The sequence below is a fragment of the Pseudomonas sp. P1_F1_2 genome (assembly GCF_056405815.1).
The window spans coordinates 42,031-59,451 of record NZ_JBFUBK010000007.1 but is presented as its reverse complement, the minus strand read 5'-3'; the positions used below and the strand labels follow the sequence as shown (position 1 = coordinate 59,451).

The window sequence follows — 17,421 nt, the reverse complement described above, 5'->3', positions numbered from 1 at the left end:
TGATCCATCTTACCTTCAGCCTTGCCAAGACAAAGCATCCCTTGGGGATTAGAATGTCCCGCATTCTCTTCTGGTGACAGCGATATGACTGATCAGCGCAAAGGCAGCGATGCCGAACCCACCACGCACTTCGGTTTCAAAAACGTTCCGGAAAGCCAAAAAGCGGAAAAAGTCGCTGAGGTTTTCCATTCGGTAGCCGCCAAGTACGACTTGATGAACGACCTCCTGTCGGGCGGCATGCACCGCTTGTGGAAGCGTTTCGCAATCGAGCTTTCGGGCGTGCGCACCGGTAATCGCGTGTTGGACATCGCCGGCGGCACAGGCGACCTGACCAAAAAATTCTCGCACCTCGTTGGCCCGACGGGCCAGGTCGTGCTGGCCGACATCAACGAATCGATGCTCAAGGTCGGACGTGATCGCCTGCTGGACCTCGGTGTCGCCGGCAACGTCGAATTCGTTCAGGCCGACGCTGAAAAACTGCCGTTCCCGGACAATCACTTCGACTGCGTGACCATCGCCTTCGGCCTGCGCAACGTGACGCACAAAGAAGACGCCCTGCGTTCGATGCTGCGCGTACTCAAGCCTGGCGGTCGCCTGTTGGTGCTGGAGTTCTCCAAACCGACCAACGCGCTGATGTCCAAAGCCTACGATGCTTACTCGTTCGCCTTCATGCCGTTGATGGGCAAGCTGATCACCAACGACTCGGAAAGCTATCGCTACCTGGCCGAATCGATCCGCATGCACCCGAATCAGGAAACCCTGAAATCGATGATGGTCGAGGCCGGTTTCGACCGCGTGACCTACCACAACATGACCGCAGGCATCGTCGCCCTGCACCGCGGCATCAAACCCTGATGTTGCTGGCCGGCCTGCTCGCCAGCGTTGAACTCGGCCTGAACCGGGTGCTGCGTCTCGACAGCACGGCGCTGCCACGGCTGGCGCATTTGAGCGGCCGGGTGATAGCCATCGATTGCCGCAGCCCGGCATTGCAGCTGTTCATCCTGCCCAGCGACGAAGGCCTGATGCTCGCTTCCCACTGGGAAACCGGCGTTGATTGCACCTTGCGTGCACCGGCCTCAAGCCTGCTGAAACTGGCGATGAGCAAGGACAAGACCTCGGTCCTGCATGGCCCTGAAGTCGAACTCGACGGAGACAGCGGCGTGCTGCTGGAACTGGCGGCGATCCTTCAGGACCTCGAGCTGGATTGGGAGTATGAACTCTCGCGCTGGCTCGGCCCGGTGGCGACGCAACTGATCGGTGGTCACCTGCGCAGTCGCGCTCGCTGGTATCAGCAAGGGTTCATCAGCCTGGGGCAAAACCTGGGCGAATACCTGGCTGAAGAATCGCGAACCCTCGTCGGTCAGCGCGAAGCCGAAGCCCGTTTCAGTGAACTGGACCAGATCAAACTCGATCTGGAACGTCTCGAGGCGCGCTTCGAGCGCCTTTCCCGATCCCTCGACCCAAGCGATAACGCATGAAGCTGCTTGCCGTCCGCCGTTTGTTGCGCATCCAGCGCGTTGTGATTCGTTACCGTCTCGATGACCTGCTGTTCGCCCTGCCGCTGCCCTGGTTCCTGCTGGCGCTGCGTTACGCGTTGCCATGGCGCTGGTTCCCGCGCAAGACGCTGGACTTGAGCCGCGGCGCGCGATTGCGCCTGGCGCTGCAGGACCTCGGGCCGATTTTCATCAAGTTCGGGCAGATTCTGTCCACCCGCCGTGACCTGCTGCCGGAAGACATCGCCGATGAGCTGATGAAGCTGCAGGACCGCGTGCCGCCGTTCGACTCGCAAGTGTCGGTCAAACTGATCGAAGAACAGCTCGGCAAAAAGATCAGTGAAGTGTTCAGCCGCTTCGATGTCGAGCCACTGGCTTCCGCCTCGGTGGCGCAGGTGCATGCCGCGCAGTTGAAAACCGGCGAAGAAGTGGTGGTCAAGGTAATTCGCCCGGGCCTCAAACCGGTCATCGCCCAGGATCTGGCGTGGCTGTTCATTCTCGCCCGCGCCGCTGAAAAGCTCTCGGCCGACGCGCGTTTGCTGCACCCGGTGGACGTGGTCCAGGACTACGAAAAAACCATCTACGACGAACTCGATCTGCTGCGCGAGGCGGCGAACGCCAGCCAGTTGAAGCGCAACTTCGAAGGCTCGCCGCTGCTGTACGTGCCGCAAGTCTATTGGGACTGGTGCCGGCCGAAAGTGTTGGTGATGGAGCGCATCTACGGCATCCAGGTCACCGACCTGACGACCCTGGCCGACCAGCGTACCGACATGAAAATGCTCGCCGAACGCGGTGTGGAGATCTTCTTCACGCAAGTGTTCCGCGACAGTTTCTTCCATGCCGACATGCACCCCGGCAACATCTTCGTCAGCACCGTGAACCCGTGGAGCCCGCAATACATCGCGATCGACTGCGGCATCGTCGGCAGCCTGACCCCGGAAGACCAGGATTACCTGGCGCGCAACCTGTTCGCCTTCTTCAAGCGTGATTACCGGCGCGTGGCGCAGTTGCACATCGATTCGGGCTGGGTGCCGGCGGAAACCAAACTCAACGAATTCGAAGCRGCGATCCGTACGGTGTGCGAGCCGATTTTCGAAAAACCGTTAAAGGATATTTCCTTCGGTCAGGTGTTGATGCGCCTGTTCCAGACCGCCCGACGCTTCAACATGGAAGTGCAGCCGCAACTCGTTCTGCTGCAAAAGACCCTGTTGAACATCGAAGGCCTGGGCCGCCAGTTGTACCCGGACCTCGATCTGTGGAACACCGCGCAGCCGTTCCTCGAGCGCTGGATGCGCGAGCGCGTCAGCCCCAAAGCCTTGCTCGGCAACGTGCAGAGCCAGTTTGAACAGCTGCCGCACCTGGCCAATATGGCCCGCGACCTGCTGGAGCGCATGTCTCAACCCCACGCGTACGACCCGCCGCCACCGTGGCATCGACGCCGCGACGACTGGTTCCTGCGGTTGCTCGGTACGGCCCATCTGGCCGGTGGCGCGATACTCGCCGCTGGCGGGCCACTGAACCAGTTGGCCTACTGGCCGGCGGGAATCATGATGGCCGTCGGTTTGTATCTGGTCGTTCGCCGATAGCCAGTTGTGTTACGCACTGGCACACTGTTTCAACGCCTGGGCTTGACTATTGAAGTGTGGAGCCCGCTGTCGGAGTCGAAGATGAAAAACTGGCTGGACGAGATCAAGTGGGACGCCGACGGCCTGGTGCCCGCGATTGCCCAGGATCACAAGACCGGGCGCGTCCTGATGATGGCCTGGATGAACCGCGAAGCGCTGGAACTGACCGCTGCCGAGAACCGCGCCATCTACTGGTCGCGCTCGCGTGGCAAGCTGTGGCGCAAGGGCGAAGAGTCCGGCCACGTACAAACCCTGCACGAGATGCGTCTGGACTGTGACGCCGACGTGATCATCCTGATGGTCGAGCAGATCGGCGACATCGCGTGCCACACCGGTCGCCAGAGCTGCTTCTACCGCGTATACGAAAACGGCGACTGGACAACCGTCGACCCGGTTCTGAAAGATCCGCACGCCATCTATTCCGCAGGACACGCACATGAGTGACACTCTGACCCGTCTGGCCCAAGTGCTGGAAGAGCGCAAAGGCGCCGCCGCCGACAGCTCGTATGTCGCCAGCCTGTACCACAAGGGCTTGAACAAGATTCTGGAAAAAGTCGGCGAAGAGTCGGTCGAGACCATCATTGCCGCCAAGGATGCCGCCATCAGCGGTGACTGCAGCGATGTGATCTACGAGACCGCCGATTTGTGGTTCCACAGCATGGTCATGCTCGCCCAACTGGGGCAGCATCCACAGGCTGTACTCGATGAACTGGACCGTCGTTTCGGTCTCTCCGGACACGTCGAGAAAGCCTCGCGTCCGTCCGCCTGAATAACTATTAGAGAGGAGCTGCAACATGGGCATTTTTGACTGGAAACACTGGATCGTCATCCTGGTTGTTGTCGTGTTGGTATTCGGCACCAAGAAACTGAAGAACCTCGGCACGGACGTTGGCGAGTCGATCAAGGGCTTCAAGAAAGCCATGAACGACGACGAAAAACCGGCCGATCCGACCGCCACGCCGTCTCAACCAGTACCGCCGGTGCAGCCACAGGCCTCGGTAAACCAGCCGCACACCATCGATGTGCAGGCGCAAAAAGTCGAAGAGCCGATCCGCAAAGACGTGTGAGCACAGACTAATGTTTGGTATCAGCTTCTCTGAACTGCTGCTCGTCGGCCTCGTTGCCCTGCTCGTGCTGGGTCCTGAGCGCCTGCCGGGTGCTGCGCGCACCGCCGGCCTGTGGGTTGGGCGCTTGAAGCGCAGTTTCAATGCAATCAAACAGGAAGTTGAGCGTGAAATCGGTGCCGACGAAATTCGTCGGCAACTGCACAACGAGCACATTCTGTCGCTGGAACAGGAGGCGCGGAAGATCTTCACGCCGACCCAGCAGGAGCCGACGCCGGTGGAGCACGTGGGAGAGCAGACGATTCATGCCCCTGCCGCCGCCCTCGAACCCACACCCGCGCCTGCACCGGCTGTAGCGACCGCACAACCCGCGCCCGCTGCACCAGCGACGCCGGTTGAACCGGTTGCTCATGCCGTCGCGCCGACAGCGCCGGCCCCTCATGACCCCACACTGCCGCCGCGAGCCCCATGAGCGATCTCCCCGAAAACGACCAGCACATGCCGCTGGTTTCGCACCTCACCGAGTTGCGTACCCGCCTGCTGCGTTGCGTAGCGGCGATTTTCATCATCTTCGCCGGGTTGTTTGCCTTCACCCAGCAGATCTACACCTTCGTCTCCACGCCGCTGCGCGCGTACCTGCCTGCTGGCGCGACGATGATTGCCACCGACGTGTCGTCGCCGTTCCTGACGCCGCTGAAGCTGACCATGATGGTCTCGCTGTTCCTGGCGATCCCGGTGATCCTGCATCAGATCTGGGGCTTCATCGCACCGGGCCTGTACAAGCATGAAAAGCGCATTGCCGTGCCATTGCTGGTGTCCAGCATCCTGCTGTTCTACACCGGCATGGCGTTCGCCTATTACCTGGTCTTCCCGCTGATCTTCAAGTTCTTCGCTGCCGCCACCCCGGCCGGCGTGGAAATGATGACCGACATCACCAGTTACCTCGATTTCGTCATGACGCTGTTCTTCGCCTTTGGCGTGGCATTCGAAATCCCGGTGGCCGTGGTGCTGTTGGTGTGGATCGGCGTGGTCGACGTCAAATACCTGAAGAAAATCCGCCCATACGTGGTCATTGGCTGCTTCGTGGTCGRCATGATCCTGACGCCGCCGGACATCTTCTCGCAGACGCTGTTGGCAGTTCCGATGTGGCTGCTGTTCGAGATCGGCATCCTGTTTGGCAGCCTGGTCAGCAAGCGCGGCGAGCACCCGGACGATCAACCGGCTGACGACAACAACGACCAGCCGCCAGCAACCCAACCGTGAACCTGCTGCTGCTCGAAGAAGCCGATTTCATTGCGGCCGACCGGGTGATCCTGCGTGATCGCCGGTTGACGCACATGCAGGAAGTCCACCGCTGTGAAGTCGGTGACAACATGCGCGTCGGACGGATCGGCGGTTTGATGGGGGCAGCCGAAGTGCTGCGCCTGGACGCCAATGAAGCCGAGTTGCGTGTCACGCTGGACCAATCGCCCCCGACCAAGCTGCCGTTGACCCTGGTATTGGCCCTGCCACGCCCGAAAATGCTGCGCAGGGTGTTTCAGACCGTGGCCGCCATGGGTGTGCCGCGCATCGTCCTGGTGAACAGCTATCGCGTCGAGAAGAGCTTCTGGCAAACCCCGTTTCTGGAGCCCGAAGCGATTCGTGAGCAACTGATCCTCGGCCTCGAACAGGCCCGGGACAGTGTGCTGCCGGAAATCGTCATCGAAAAGCGCTTCAAGCCGTTCGTTGAGGACCGTTTGCCGGCAATCACCGAGGGCACCCTTGGCCTCGTTGGCCACCCCGGCAATTACCCGCCCTGCCCCCGTGGGCTAGACGAACCGGTGACGCTGGCCATCGGCCCCGAAGGTGGCTGGATCCCCTACGAGATCGACCTGCTGGGCAAGGCCGGCCTGCAACCGGTGCAACTCGGCGAGCGCATCCTGCGTGTCGAAACCGCCGTCACCGCGCTGCTCGCCCGCCTCTTCTAACCCCGACTACCTTGTAGCAGCTGGCGAAGCCTGCGTTCGGCTGCGAAGCAGTCGTCAATCCGGACAACTCGGACTACCTGAAACACCGCGGTGTCTGATTTCACGACTGCTTCGCAGCCGAACGCAGGCTTCGCCAGCTGCTACAGGGACTGTGATCGTCGCAAGTCCTTTTCCGCCCTACAGATTCTCTTTCGCCTGCCGATACAGTTCCCACAAAACCAAAATCAGTGGTCCAGGGAGTTGCAGCATGTACCAATGGCTAGCCGAGAATCTGGGAAACGTCAGCGTCAATCGCAAACTGGGAATCGGTTTCGGCCTGGTGCTGCTGCTTACCCTATCGATCACCGTCACCGGCTGGACCGGCCTGAGTGATGTGACGAGCCGCGGCGACAAGCTTGGGTTCATTGCCAGCCTCAATGACCTGACCAAAGACCTGCGCATCGCCCGCCTGGACTATGAGATGCGCCGCGGAGAACAAGGCCCGGGGGCGGTTAACGACAAGCTTGCGCAACTCGATACCGGCCTGCAAAGCGCCCGCAAAATGATCGAACAACCGGCTGATGCAGCGATGGTCGACCAGCAACTGGCCGCCGTCAGCCAGTACAAACAAGCGTTCGCCGCCATGACTCAGGCAGGCGCCAACCGCGAAGACGCCCGCAGCAAACTCGGCGCCACGGCCGATAATGCCGTGGCCCGCGTCGCTGAAGTCGAGAAGTCCCTGTTACAGGGCGATAGTGTTGCCGACTTCAATAGCGTGATTGATCTGAGCAAACTGATCCAGCAAGCGCGCTTCCAGGTCCGCGGCTACACCTATAGCGGCAAGGCCGAAGCTGAACAGCCAGCACTGGATGCCATCGACAACGCCCTGAAAAACCTCGAAAGCCTGCCGTCCAAATTGCCGGAGCAGCACATCGCCAACCTGCAACAGGCCACCGACTCGCTCAAGGCCTACCGCGCCGCCGTCAGCCAGTACCGCGACTCACAGGTCGCCAGCGCTGCCGCGCTCAAAACCATGGCTGCGCAAGGTGACATCCTGCTCGACGTCAGCAAAAAACTCACCGTGTCGCAAACCATTGTTCGCGATACCGATGCCGCACACGCCAAGAACATGCTGCTGCTGGCCACGGCTCTGGCCCTGGTCTTTGGCATGATTGCCGCTTGGGCGATCACCCGTCAGATCGTTATCCCGCTGAGCCAGACCCTGAAAGTCGCTGAGCGCGTCGCAGCAGGCGACCTGACTCACAACCTGACCTCCAAACGTCGCGACGAACTCGGCCAGCTCCAGCGCGCCATGCAGAGCATGATTCTGGGCCTGCGCGAACTGATCGGCGGCATCAGCGACGGCGTCACGCAAATCGCCAGCGCCGCCGAAGAGTTGTCGGCCGTCACCGAGCAGACCAGTGCCGGGGTCAACAGCCAGAAGGTCGAAACCGACCAGGTGGCCACCGCCATGAACGAAATGACCGCGACCGTGCAAGAAGTGGCGCGCAACGCCGAGGAAGCCAGCGAAGCCGCTGTCGCCGCCGATCAGCAAGCCCGCGAAGGTGACAAAGTGGTCGGCGAAGCCATCGCCCAGATCGAACGCCTGGCCCTCGAAGTCGGCAACTCCACTGCCGCGATGGGCGACCTCAAGCGCGAAAGTGACAAGATCGGCAGCGTGCTCGACGTGATCAAATCCGTGGCCCAGCAAACCAACCTGCTGGCCCTCAACGCCGCCATCGAAGCTGCCCGTGCCGGTGAGGCCGGACGGGGTTTTGCGGTGGTGGCCGATGAAGTTCGYAGCCTGGCGCAACGCACCCAGAAGTCCACCGAAGAAATCGAAGAGCTGATCGTCGGCCTGCAAGCCGGCACCCAGCAAGTCGCGACCATCATGGACAACAGCCGCACCCTGACCGACAGCAGCGTCGAACTGACCCGCCGCGCCGGCGGCTCACTGGAAAGCATCACCCGCACCGTGTCGGCCATTCAGACGATGAACCAGCAGATTGCCGCCGCTGCCGAGCAGCAAACCGCCGTGGCCGAGGAGATCAACCGCAGCGTGCTTAACGTGCGCGACGTGTCCGAACAAACCTCGGCCGCCAGCGAAGAGACCGCGGCCTCCAGCATTGAGCTGGCACGGCTGGGGACGCATCTGCAGATGCTGGTGGGCAAGTTCAAGGTTTGAGGGGGTGTTTTGACCTCGGTTCACTCAGGACCGAGGTGATGCAATCGCGGGCAAGCCCGCTCCCACAGGGATAAGCGGTGTTACGCAAATAGCATGAACAGCGCAATCCATTGTGGGAGCGGGCTTGCCCGCGATGGCGATCGCAAGGTCGCCGCCGTCAGAGGACCTGACGCAAAAACGCCTGCGCCCGTGGATCCTTCGGCGCATCGAAGAATTCGGCCGGCGAAGCATCTTCCAGCAATTTGCCGTGATCGAAGAACAACACCCGATCCGCCACTTCCCGCGCAAAACCCATTTCGTGGGTGACACAGACCATGGTCATGCCCTCCAAGGCCAGGGTCTTCATCACATCCAGCACTTCGCCGACCATTTCCGGGTCCAGGGCCGACGTCGGTTCATCGAACAGCATGACCTTGGGTTCCATGGCCAATGCGCGGGCAATCGCCACACGCTGCTGCTGGCCACCGGACAAGCGCGATGGAAACTCGTGGGCCTTCTGCGCGATCCCGACTTTTTCCAGCAGCGCCAAGGCCTTGGCCTCGCGCTCCTTCTTGCCGCGCTTGCGCACGACTTTTTGCGCCAGGCAGAGGTTTTCCAGCACGGTCATGTGCGGGAACAGGTTGAAATGCTGGAACACCATGCCGACTTCGCGGCGGTAGGCATTCACGTCGGTTTTCGGGTCGGCCAGTTGCAGGCCATCGATGCTCACCGAACCCGAATCGAATTCTTCCAGGCCGTTGAGGCAGCGCAAGAAGGTCGACTTGCCGGAACCGGACGGACCGATCACCACCAGCACTTCGCCCTTGGCCACTTGCGTGGTGACGTTATCCACCGCGCGAACCACTTGGCCACGGGTGTCGAAGACTTTTACCAGATCGCGGACTTCAATCACTTTGCGCGAGCCTCCGTTCAAGCCGACTGGCGATTTTCGACAGTGGCAGGTTGATCAACAGGTACAACCCGGCCACGCAGAACAGGATTTCGAACGGCGAAAACGAGGTGGTAATAACTTCACGACCACTTTTGAGCAGTTCGGTAATCGCAATCACCGAGACCAGCGACGTGTCCTTGACCAGGCTGATGAACTGCCCGGCCAAGGGCGGCAGTACGCGCTTCAAGGCTTGCGGCATCACCACGTGGCGCATCGACTGGCCAGCACTCAGCCCCAACGAGCGCGCCGCTTCGTTTTGCCCCCGGGCGATGGACTGCACGCCGGAACGGATGATTTCCGCGACGTAGGCCCCGGTAAACAACGACAGTGCAGCGATCCCGGCGAATTCACGGGACAGGTTCATCACGGTGCCGATGAAGAAGTAGAAAATGAAGATCTGCACCAGCAGCGGCGTACCACGGACCAGCTCGACATAGATCGTCGAGAGATCGCGCAGCGTCGGGTTGTTCGAGAGCCGGCACAGGCCCGTGGCGAGACCAATCAACAGCCCGAGCACACCGGACACTACCGACAACCACAAAGTTGTCCACAGCCCCCAAAGCAGCGGCCCGGCGGCCCAATGACGGGTCACGCCAATCACATCGCCTTCGGCCACATCATCGCCTTGGGCGACTTGCAGGCTGTTGTCGTCGACGGTCACGCGTTGCTCATCGCCTGCGTCGTTGCGCAGCGTGACTTCAGCTTTATCGCCTTTGCGCACCAGTTCGCTGACAGTGGAGATATCAGTGGCGCGCTGGGATTCTTCGGCGTGGTAGGCGAAGTATTGCGGCACGCGATTCCAGCGCCATTCGTAGGACATCAGCGAGGTGGCGTAGTACAACGCACCAGCCAGGCCGATCAGCACCAGCACGGTTAATACGTGCCAGGGCCATTGGGATTTTTTTTGTTTCATTACGGGTTCCGGAATTTGATCGTTCCCACGCTCTGCGTGGGAATGCCGCCCGGGACGCTCCGCGTCCCTTCTCAAGCGTGACGCAGAGCGTCACAGGATGCGTTCCCACGCAGAGCGAGGGAACGATCAGCGGTAAGCCTTATTCCATGTCTTTCTGCCAAGCGGTGTCTTTGAACCACTTGTCATGGATGCGATCGTAGGTGCCGTCTTCGTGGATCTGGTGCAGGAAGTTGTTGATGAAGTTGATACTGTCGTAGTCACCCTTCTTCAGACCGAAGGCAAGCGGTTCGTAGGTGAACGGCTTATCGAGGAACACCAGCTTGCCGGCGCCGACCTTGTTCACCGCCACCACGTTGTAAGGCGCGTCGTAGATGAAGGCATCCGCCTTGCCGTTGACCACGTCGAGCACCGCTTCCTGCTCGTTGTCGTAGCCGTGGTATTTGGCTTTGGAGATCAGTTTTTTCGCGACCATTTCGCCGGTGGTGCCGAGCTTGGAGGTGATGCGGTACTCGTCGGTGTTCAAGTCTTTATAGGACTTGATAGTGCCTTCCAGCTCTTTGCGGATCAGCAGCGTCTGACCGACCACAATGAACGGTTCGCTGAAGTTCAGGCGCAGGTTGCGCTCTTGGGTCAGCGTCATGCCGCTGCCGATCAGGTCGAACTTGTCGGTCATCAGGGCCGGGATGATGCCGTCGTAGCCGGTGGACACCAGCTCCAGTTTCACGCCCATGGCCTTGGTCATGGCTTTGAGGATGTCGACTTCGAAACCGATGATCTCGCCGCGCTTGTTGGTCATCTCGAACGGCATGTAGGTCGGGTCCATGCCGACTTTCAGCGTGCCGCGCTTGACCGCGTCATCAATGGCGCCGGCCTGCGCCGTGCTGACTGCAACCAATGCCGTGACGCCGACCAGCAGCATCGAGAGATACTTCTTCATCATCATGTCCCCAAAACCATTGCGGTGTGAGGCGCGCAAACGGCCGTCTCCCTCAGGAAACGTAGCCATGTGGACAAAAATTATCCGGGCGCACCAATTCGGGGACGGATCCTAACGTACTCGTCCGTTTGCACAAGGGCTTGCAAACGATCAGGCAAAAAAAACCCCGCTTGATGAGCGGGGTTTTTTGTTATGCCAACTGAGGCTGTGCGCTCAGCGGCTTGAGCGGCAGCAGCGGCGCATGGGGATCGGATTTCACCGATGTACGCCAGGCTTGCAACCACTCTGCGTGACCTTCACTCCAGATCTGCTCATGCAGACGAGCCAATGCCACCGGGTCGCTCAGCAGTTGCACGCGCTCATTGTTGTTCAGGCCGTCAGGCCCGACTTTCAATGCATGACGCACCCGCTCGATCCGCAGCCACTCGATCGGCTCGGCCTGGCCGTGACGCGACGTCGCCAGCGAGCACGCCAGGGCGTTCTGCTGCGGGTCGACCACTGACCGGATGAAGCCGTCTTTGAGTGCGTGATAACGGTTTTCGTGGGTGTACTGGTCTGTGGCCAGCAGCGCCTGTGGCGGATTGTATTCCTCAGGGATCAGGAACAGGCTCTCGTCACGGGACTTCAGGCCCAGGCCAACACGGCTGGAGATCACGGACACCGGGATCGACAGCATCAACGAACCCACGATTGGCACCAGCCACCACAGGAAGCTCGGGTTCAGCCAGATCACCAGCAAGGCCCAGAAGAAGCCCAGCAAGGTTTGCGGACCATGGCGCTTGACCGCTTCGCTCCACGGCGTGGAGTCGTCGTCACGTTGTGGCGAGTTCCAGGTCGCCGCCCAGCCGAGGAACGCCGCAAGAACGAAACGGGTGTGGAAAATCATCCGCACCGGCGCCAGCAACATGGAGAACAACATCTCCAGCAGCATCGACAGGGTCACCTTGAACTTGCCGCCGAACTCTTTCGCGCCTTTGGCCCAGATCAGGATGATGCTCAGCAGCTTCGGCAGGAACAGCAACACGACGGTCGTGGAGAACAGCGCCACGGCCTTGTCCGGATGCCATTGCGGCCACAGCGGATACAGCTGTCGCGGCTCCATGAAGTACTGCGGCTCCATCAACGTGTTGACCGCCAGCAGCGCTGTCGACAGCACGAGGAAGAAGAACCACAACGGCGCCGACAGATAAGACATCACACCGGTCAGGAATACCGCCCGGTGAACCGGGTGCATGCCTTTGACCAGGAACAGACGGAAGTTCATCAGGTTACCGTGGCACCAGCGACGGTCACGCTTGAGTTCGTCCAGCAGGTTCGGTGGCAACTCTTCGTAACTGCCCGGCAAATCGTAGGCAATCCACACGCCCCAGCCAGCACGGCGCATCAGCGCGGCTTCAACGAAGTCGTGGGACAGAATTGCACCGGCGAAAGCCCCTTTACCAGGCAACGGCGCCAAGGCGCAGTGCTCGATGAACGGCTTCATGCGGATGATCGCGTTGTGACCCCAGTAGTGGGATTCGCCCAACTGCCAGAAGTGCAGGCCAGCCGTGAACAACGGGCCATACACGCGAGTCGCAAACTGCTGCATGCGCGCATACAGGGTGTCCATGCCCGACGCACGCGGCGCGGTCTGGATGATCCCGGCGTCCGGCGTGGCTTCCATCAAGCGCACCAGACTGGTCAGGCACTCGCCGCTCATGACGGAGTCAGCGTCGAGCACGACCATGTACTTGTAGTCACCGCCCCAGCGACGGCAGAAGTCGTCAAGGTTGCCGCTCTTGCGTTTGACGCGACGGCGACGGCGACGATAGAAGATCTTGCCGAAGCCTTTGGCTTCGCGACAAACGTCCAGCCAGGCTTGCTGCTCGGCGACGCAAATGTCGGCGTCGTTACTGTCGCTGAGGACGAAGAAGTCGAAGCGATCCAGGTCACCCGTGGCCGCGACCGACTCGAACGTCGCGCGCAAACCGGCAAACACCCGTGGCACGTCTTCGTTGCAGATCGGCATCACCAGTGCGGTGCGCGCATCCTTCGGAATCGGTTCATTGCCGGCGCTGGCGCCGGAAATGCGGTATTTGTCGTGACCGGTGAGCAGCTCGAGGAAACCCATCAGCGCGGTCCAGAAACCGGCCGATACCCAGCAGAACAGAATCCCGAACAGAATCAGGATGCTGGTTTGCAGTGCATACGGCAGCACTTGCGTGGCCGTTTGCAGCAGCGGTTGATGCAACACTTCGTTGAGGTCGACGAACGACCAGCCCTGGTACGGCATGATGCCTTTCATGTACCAACCGGCAACGATGGTCTGGCCGAGCATCAGCACCAGCAGAATGTAGCGACGGATCGAACCAACGGTCCGCCAGCGGGCAGCCGGCAACACGCGCTCATCTTTCGGCGGAGCCGGCGGATTGGTGCGACCGGTCAGACGCCGCCAGCCACGCACCAGAATGTTGGTGCGCCAAGGCTCCGGCACAACTTTGGTCCGGCGGATCGGCGGGGTGGCCTTGAGGCATACCCGGCCACTGGCGTCGACCGCCAGCATTTCCGCTTCTTCCAGCTCTTCAGCGGTGTTCAGAGTCAAGCGGCGGCCTACCGAAGCTTGAGCTGCTTCGGTCGGTGCGTCGAACGTGGAGGACGACAGACGCTGGTGCAACTCGCTGAAGGACTGGCAGCCCGCAAGTTCCGCGCGCTGCTCGTCGGTCATCGGTAAATGCGCCAGATACTCGGAAAGCGACTCTGGCTGTACTTGAGAATTACTCATCGGCAGGCAACTGGTAGCTCCAGGTCTCGGTCAGGACTTCTTCAGTCGGCGCCGATTCCGGTGTGGCTGGGGCCGCGTCGGCAGCAACAGGCTGCTTGGCGTCTTTGTTGGCCTTGTCCTTGGCATCTGCAACTGGCTTGGCATCAGCCTGCTTGGCTTCTGCTTGCTTGGCTTCCTTGTCCGCTTTCTCTTGTTGCTTGGCGGCAACCTTGTCGGCCTTGGCGACAGACGAATTCGACGCTGGAAGCGACGTTTTGGCCAGGTCAGCCGGCACGATGTTCTGGACCAGGGCCGCACGCATTTCGGTGGCCTTGCCCGGGTCCTTGATCTTCATGCGCAGCGTCAGGCGCCAGCCCTTGGTTTCAGGGTTGTAACGCACGCTGTTTTCGACCAGTTCGGCATTGTCGCCAACGCTGACCTGGCTGCGAACGTCCGCTTCCGGAGGCAATGCCGCCAGGGACGGGCCTTCGAAGTCCACCAGATAAGCCACGCTACCGTCCGGCTGACGAATCAGGTTGGACTGTTTAACGTCACCGGTGGAGCGCAGGGTCTGGCTGACCCAGGCGCTGTCGGGGGCGTGGATTGCGGATTCATCCATGGTCCAGTGCAGGCGATAGGCAACATCGAGCGGCTGGCCAGGTTCTGGCAGTTTTTCCGGGTTCCAGAAAGCAACGATATTGTCGTTGGTTTCGTCGGCGGTCGGAATCTCAACCAGATCCACGGTACCTTTACCCCAGTCACCCTTCGGCTCGATCCAGGCGCTTGGGCGCTTGTCGTAGCGGTCGTCGAGGTCTTCGTAGTGACTGAAGTCGCGGCCACGCTGCAGCAGACCGAAGCCACGCGGGTTCTCGACCGAGAAGTTGCTCACCGACAGGTGCTTGGGGTTGTTCAATGGACGCCAGATCCATTCGCCGTTGCCGGCATGAATCGCCAGGCCGCTGGAATCGTGCAATTCGCGACGATAGTTCAGCACTTTCGATGGCTGGTTGGCGCCGAACAGATACATGCTGGTCAATGGAGCGATACCCAGCTTGCCGACCTTGTCACGCAGGAACATCTGCGCCTTGACGTCGACAATGGTGTCGCTGCCCGGACGCAGGGTCAGGCGATAGGCGCCGGTGGCACGCGGCGAATCCAGCAGGGCGAAAATCACCAGGTGCTTGTCGCCCGGCTTCGGCTGTTGAATCCAGAATTCGGTGAAACGCGGGAACTCTTCGCCCGATGGCAATGCGGTATCAATCGCCATGCCGCGCGCGGACAAGCCATAGACGTGACCCTTGCCGACGACGCGGAAGTAGCTCGCGCCGAGCATGGTCATGATTTCGTCTTGCTTGTCAGCCTTGTTGATCGGGTACAGCACCCGGAAACCGGCATAACCCAGTTGTTCGGTGGCTTTWGGATCGAATTTCACATCGCCAAAATCGAAACGAGTCGGGTCGTACTTGATCTCTTCGACGGAGTTAGCTGTGATTTCGTTGATTTTCACCGGCGTATCGAAATGCATACCCTGGTGATAGAACGACAACTTGAACGGGGTTTTCTGATCCGCCCATTCGGCTTTTTCGGTCAGGAAACGAATTTTCTGATAGTCCGCGAATTTCATATCGCGGAACTCGTTCGGCAGGTTACTGCGCGGAGCTTCGTATTTTTGCGCGGCCAACTCTTTTGCCTTGACCGACACGTCATCCAGATTGAATGCCCAAAGCTGGCCGGCGCTGAACAGGCAGAGCAGTGCAGAGCCCGCTACCAGAGCGCTTCGGAACCGTTTGGCAGTCAATTTTGGTGCATTACAGGGACTAACAATCACGAGCAACCCTCGCCGAAAACAGATCAAAAAACCAACGGCCAGTTAAAGGATTTGCACGATCAACGGCCTGAAAAAACCGATCTTGCAAACCACTCTTGCCAAGTTGGCGAGCATTGTTCCGACTCCGATGGGGCTAAATGATTCCCCAAACGGTCCAGGACAAGTCTCTACCTAAGTCAAAATGGACCAACGAACGCCGATCCCCGTAGCGCGCGATTATCTAGTAGGCCGCGTTACAACGCATCAGGCGCAACAAAGTATTTCTCGCGTAAAACGCCTGTTTTCAGTCGAAAAGCCCTTAAAAAGTTGTTTCAAGCGCTTTCAGGTCTGTAACAGGAAGGTGACCGGGCCATCGTTGACCAGGTGCACCTGCATATCCGCGCCGAATCTACCTGATGCCACTGTGCCATGCACCTGTTTCGCTTTGCCTAATAGATAGTCGAAAAGCTCCTCGCCCAAGGCCGGAGGCGCCGCGGTCGAAAAACTCGGGCGCAACCCGCTTTTGGTGTCGGCAGCCAAGGTGAACTGTGAGACCAGCAGCAACCCGCCGCCGACATCCGCCAGGGACAGATTCATCTTGCCCTCGGCGTCGCTGAACACCCGATAGTTAAGCAGCTTATTAAGAAGTTTGTCGGCGCTGGCCCGAGTGTCCTCGGGCTCAACCGCGACCAGCACCAGCAACCCCTGGTCGACCGCTCCCACCACCTCGCCCGCGACCTCGACTCGCGCACCCCGTACGCGCTGGAGCAAACCCTTCATGCTTCTTCAGGCGGCAGGTCGAGCAAGCGGCGCGCCATCTGGTTGGCGGCTCGCACCAGCGCATCAGTGATACCCGGTTCGGAGGCAGCATGGCCGGCGTCCCGGATGACCTGCAATTCACTGTTCGGCCAATTCTGGTGCAATTCCCAAGCGTTATCCAACGGACAGATCACATCGTAGCGACCGTGAACGATCACGCCGGGCAAATGGGCAATCTTGCCCATGTCACGAATCAACTGGTTAGGCTCAAGGAACGCATTGTTGGTGAAGTAATGACATTCGATGCGAGCAATCGACAATGCACGCTGCGGCTCCGAGAAGCGATCGACCACCAGCGGGTTCGGACGCAGGGTGGCGGTCCGGCCTTCCCAGAGGGACCAGGCCTTGGCCGCGTGCATCTGGGCAATCTGGTCATTGCCGGTCAGGCGCTTGTGGAAAGCGCTGAGCAAATCGTCGCGCTCGTCCATCGGGATCGGCGCAACGTAGTCCTGCCAGTAGTCCGGGAACAGACGGCTGGCGCCCGCCTGGTAGAACCACTCGATTTCCTGTGGGCGGCAGAGAAAAATCCCGCGCAGGATCAGACCGTGTACACGCTCTGGGTGGGTTTGCGCGTAGGCCAACGCCAGGGTCGACCCCCAGGAGCCGCCAAACAGCACCCACTTGTCGATGCCCAGATGCTGGCGAATTCGCTCAAGGTCGGCGACCAGATCCCAGGTGGTGTTGTTTTCGAGGCTGGCGTGGGGGGTGGAGCGACCGCAGCCGCGCTGGTCAAAGGTAACGATGCGATACAGGTTTGGATCGAAATACCGACGGCTTTGGGCATCACACCCGGCACCGGGGCCGCCGTGGATAAACACCACCGGTAAACCTTCCGGTGAACCGCTTTCGTCGACGTAGAGGGTGTGGGTGTCATCGACGGCCAGATCGTGCCGGGCGTGGGGTTTGATCTGCGGGTACAAAGTCTGCATTGCGCGCTCCGTAAGGGGTCGAGGTCATCCCT

General features: G+C 60.3%; 17 protein-coding genes and 1 pseudogene. 11 read left to right on the top strand and 7 right to left on the bottom strand.

Annotated elements, in window-relative coordinates:
• The first annotated feature begins 84 nt into the window (after nucleotides 1–84).
• From ubiE to AC1D2P_RS03440, 11 genes and pseudogenes are all read left to right on the top strand, one after another.
• The gene (ubiE, locus tag AC1D2P_RS03490) at nucleotides 85–855 is read left to right on the top strand and encodes a bifunctional demethylmenaquinone methyltransferase/2-methoxy-6-polyprenyl-1,4-benzoquinol methylase UbiE (RefSeq protein WP_007948968.1); all 771 of its coding nucleotides are present in this window, start codon (nucleotides 85–87) and stop codon (nucleotides 853–855) included.
• Nucleotides 855–1,478: a ubiquinone biosynthesis accessory factor UbiJ gene (locus tag AC1D2P_RS03485; protein ID WP_046031189.1), complete on the top strand. Its 624-nt coding sequence runs from the start codon at nucleotides 855–857 to the stop codon at nucleotides 1,476–1,478. The genes ubiE and AC1D2P_RS03485 overlap by 1 nt, the downstream gene beginning before the upstream one ends.
• Nucleotides 1,475–3,079, top strand: a complete 1,605-nt coding sequence (gene ubiB, locus AC1D2P_RS03480; RefSeq protein ID WP_046031190.1) for a ubiquinone biosynthesis regulatory protein kinase UbiB — start codon at nucleotides 1,475–1,477, stop codon at nucleotides 3,077–3,079. The genes AC1D2P_RS03485 and ubiB overlap by 4 nt, the downstream gene beginning before the upstream one ends.
• A gap of 81 nt (nucleotides 3,080–3,160) precedes the next feature.
• Nucleotides 3,161–3,562, top strand: coding sequence for a phosphoribosyl-AMP cyclohydrolase (gene hisI, locus AC1D2P_RS03475; RefSeq protein WP_109785365.1), 402 nt, complete (start codon nucleotides 3,161–3,163; stop codon nucleotides 3,560–3,562).
• The gene (locus AC1D2P_RS03470) at nucleotides 3,555–3,887 is read left to right on the top strand and encodes a phosphoribosyl-ATP diphosphatase (protein WP_003220849.1); all 333 of its coding nucleotides are present in this window, start codon (nucleotides 3,555–3,557) and stop codon (nucleotides 3,885–3,887) included. The genes hisI and AC1D2P_RS03470 overlap by 8 nt, the downstream gene beginning before the upstream one ends.
• A 25-nt stretch (nucleotides 3,888–3,912) precedes the next feature.
• Complete coding sequence (locus AC1D2P_RS03465) at nucleotides 3,913–4,185, top strand: twin-arginine translocase TatA/TatE family subunit (protein WP_008005062.1); 273 nt, start codon at nucleotides 3,913–3,915, stop codon at nucleotides 4,183–4,185.
• A 10-nt stretch (nucleotides 4,186–4,195) separates the two neighbouring features.
• Complete coding sequence (gene tatB, locus AC1D2P_RS03460) at nucleotides 4,196–4,654, top strand: Sec-independent protein translocase protein TatB (protein WP_109785364.1); 459 nt, start codon at nucleotides 4,196–4,198, stop codon at nucleotides 4,652–4,654.
• Nucleotides 4,651–5,445: a twin-arginine translocase subunit TatC gene (tatC, locus tag AC1D2P_RS03455; RefSeq protein ID WP_477811309.1), complete on the top strand. Its 795-nt coding sequence runs from the start codon at nucleotides 4,651–4,653 to the stop codon at nucleotides 5,443–5,445. Before tatB ends, tatC begins: the two co-directional genes overlap by 4 nt.
• Nucleotides 5,442–6,149, top strand: coding sequence for a 16S rRNA (uracil(1498)-N(3))-methyltransferase (locus AC1D2P_RS03450; RefSeq protein ID WP_109785362.1), 708 nt, complete (start codon nucleotides 5,442–5,444; stop codon nucleotides 6,147–6,149). The genes tatC and AC1D2P_RS03450 overlap by 4 nt, the downstream gene beginning before the upstream one ends.
• A gap of 247 nt (nucleotides 6,150–6,396) precedes the next feature.
• Nucleotides 6,397–7,455, top strand: a pseudogene (locus AC1D2P_RS03445) (methyl-accepting chemotaxis protein); the annotation flags it as partial.
• Nucleotides 7,441–8,313: a methyl-accepting chemotaxis protein gene (locus tag AC1D2P_RS03440; RefSeq protein ID WP_371916745.1), complete on the top strand. Its 873-nt coding sequence runs from the start codon at nucleotides 7,441–7,443 to the stop codon at nucleotides 8,311–8,313. The pseudogene AC1D2P_RS03445 and the gene AC1D2P_RS03440, both read left to right, overlap by 15 nt.
• Nucleotides 8,314–8,470: 157 nt before the next feature.
• On the opposite strand, the gene AC1D2P_RS03435 is transcribed toward AC1D2P_RS03440, so the two are convergent.
• The 7 genes from AC1D2P_RS03435 to pip form a co-directional block, all read right to left on the bottom strand.
• Nucleotides 8,471–9,205 carry an amino acid ABC transporter ATP-binding protein gene (locus AC1D2P_RS03435; RefSeq protein ID WP_046031197.1) on the bottom strand — a complete coding sequence of 245 codons (735 nt, stop codon included), beginning with the start codon at nucleotides 9,203–9,205 and terminating at the stop codon, nucleotides 8,471–8,473.
• On the bottom strand, nucleotides 9,198–10,157 hold the full coding sequence (locus AC1D2P_RS03430; protein ID WP_046031198.1) for an amino acid ABC transporter permease: 960 nt from the start codon (nucleotides 10,155–10,157) through the stop codon (nucleotides 9,198–9,200). The genes AC1D2P_RS03435 and AC1D2P_RS03430 overlap by 8 nt, the downstream gene beginning before the upstream one ends.
• Before the next feature lie 139 nt (nucleotides 10,158–10,296).
• Nucleotides 10,297–11,094, bottom strand: a complete 798-nt coding sequence (locus AC1D2P_RS03425; RefSeq protein ID WP_109785528.1) for a transporter substrate-binding domain-containing protein — start codon at nucleotides 11,092–11,094, stop codon at nucleotides 10,297–10,299.
• 190 nt (nucleotides 11,095–11,284) lie between these two features.
• Complete coding sequence (gene mdoH, locus AC1D2P_RS03420; RefSeq protein ID WP_077432305.1) at nucleotides 11,285–13,855, bottom strand: glucans biosynthesis glucosyltransferase MdoH; 2,571 nt, start codon at nucleotides 13,853–13,855, stop codon at nucleotides 11,285–11,287.
• A complete protein-coding gene (locus tag AC1D2P_RS03415; RefSeq protein WP_077432304.1) occupies nucleotides 13,848–15,662 on the bottom strand; it encodes a glucan biosynthesis protein G in 1,815 nt (604 codons plus the stop codon). Before AC1D2P_RS03415 ends, mdoH begins: the two co-directional genes overlap by 8 nt.
• A 321-nt stretch (nucleotides 15,663–15,983) precedes the next feature.
• Complete coding sequence (gene dtd, locus AC1D2P_RS03410) at nucleotides 15,984–16,421, bottom strand: D-aminoacyl-tRNA deacylase (RefSeq protein WP_034148582.1); 438 nt, start codon at nucleotides 16,419–16,421, stop codon at nucleotides 15,984–15,986.
• Nucleotides 16,418–17,389 (bottom strand): prolyl aminopeptidase, encoded by a 972-nt coding sequence (pip, locus tag AC1D2P_RS03405; RefSeq protein WP_046031201.1) that lies wholly within the window; start codon nucleotides 17,387–17,389, stop codon nucleotides 16,418–16,420. The genes dtd and pip overlap by 4 nt, the downstream gene beginning before the upstream one ends.
• Between the last annotated feature and the right edge of the window lie 32 nt (nucleotides 17,390–17,421).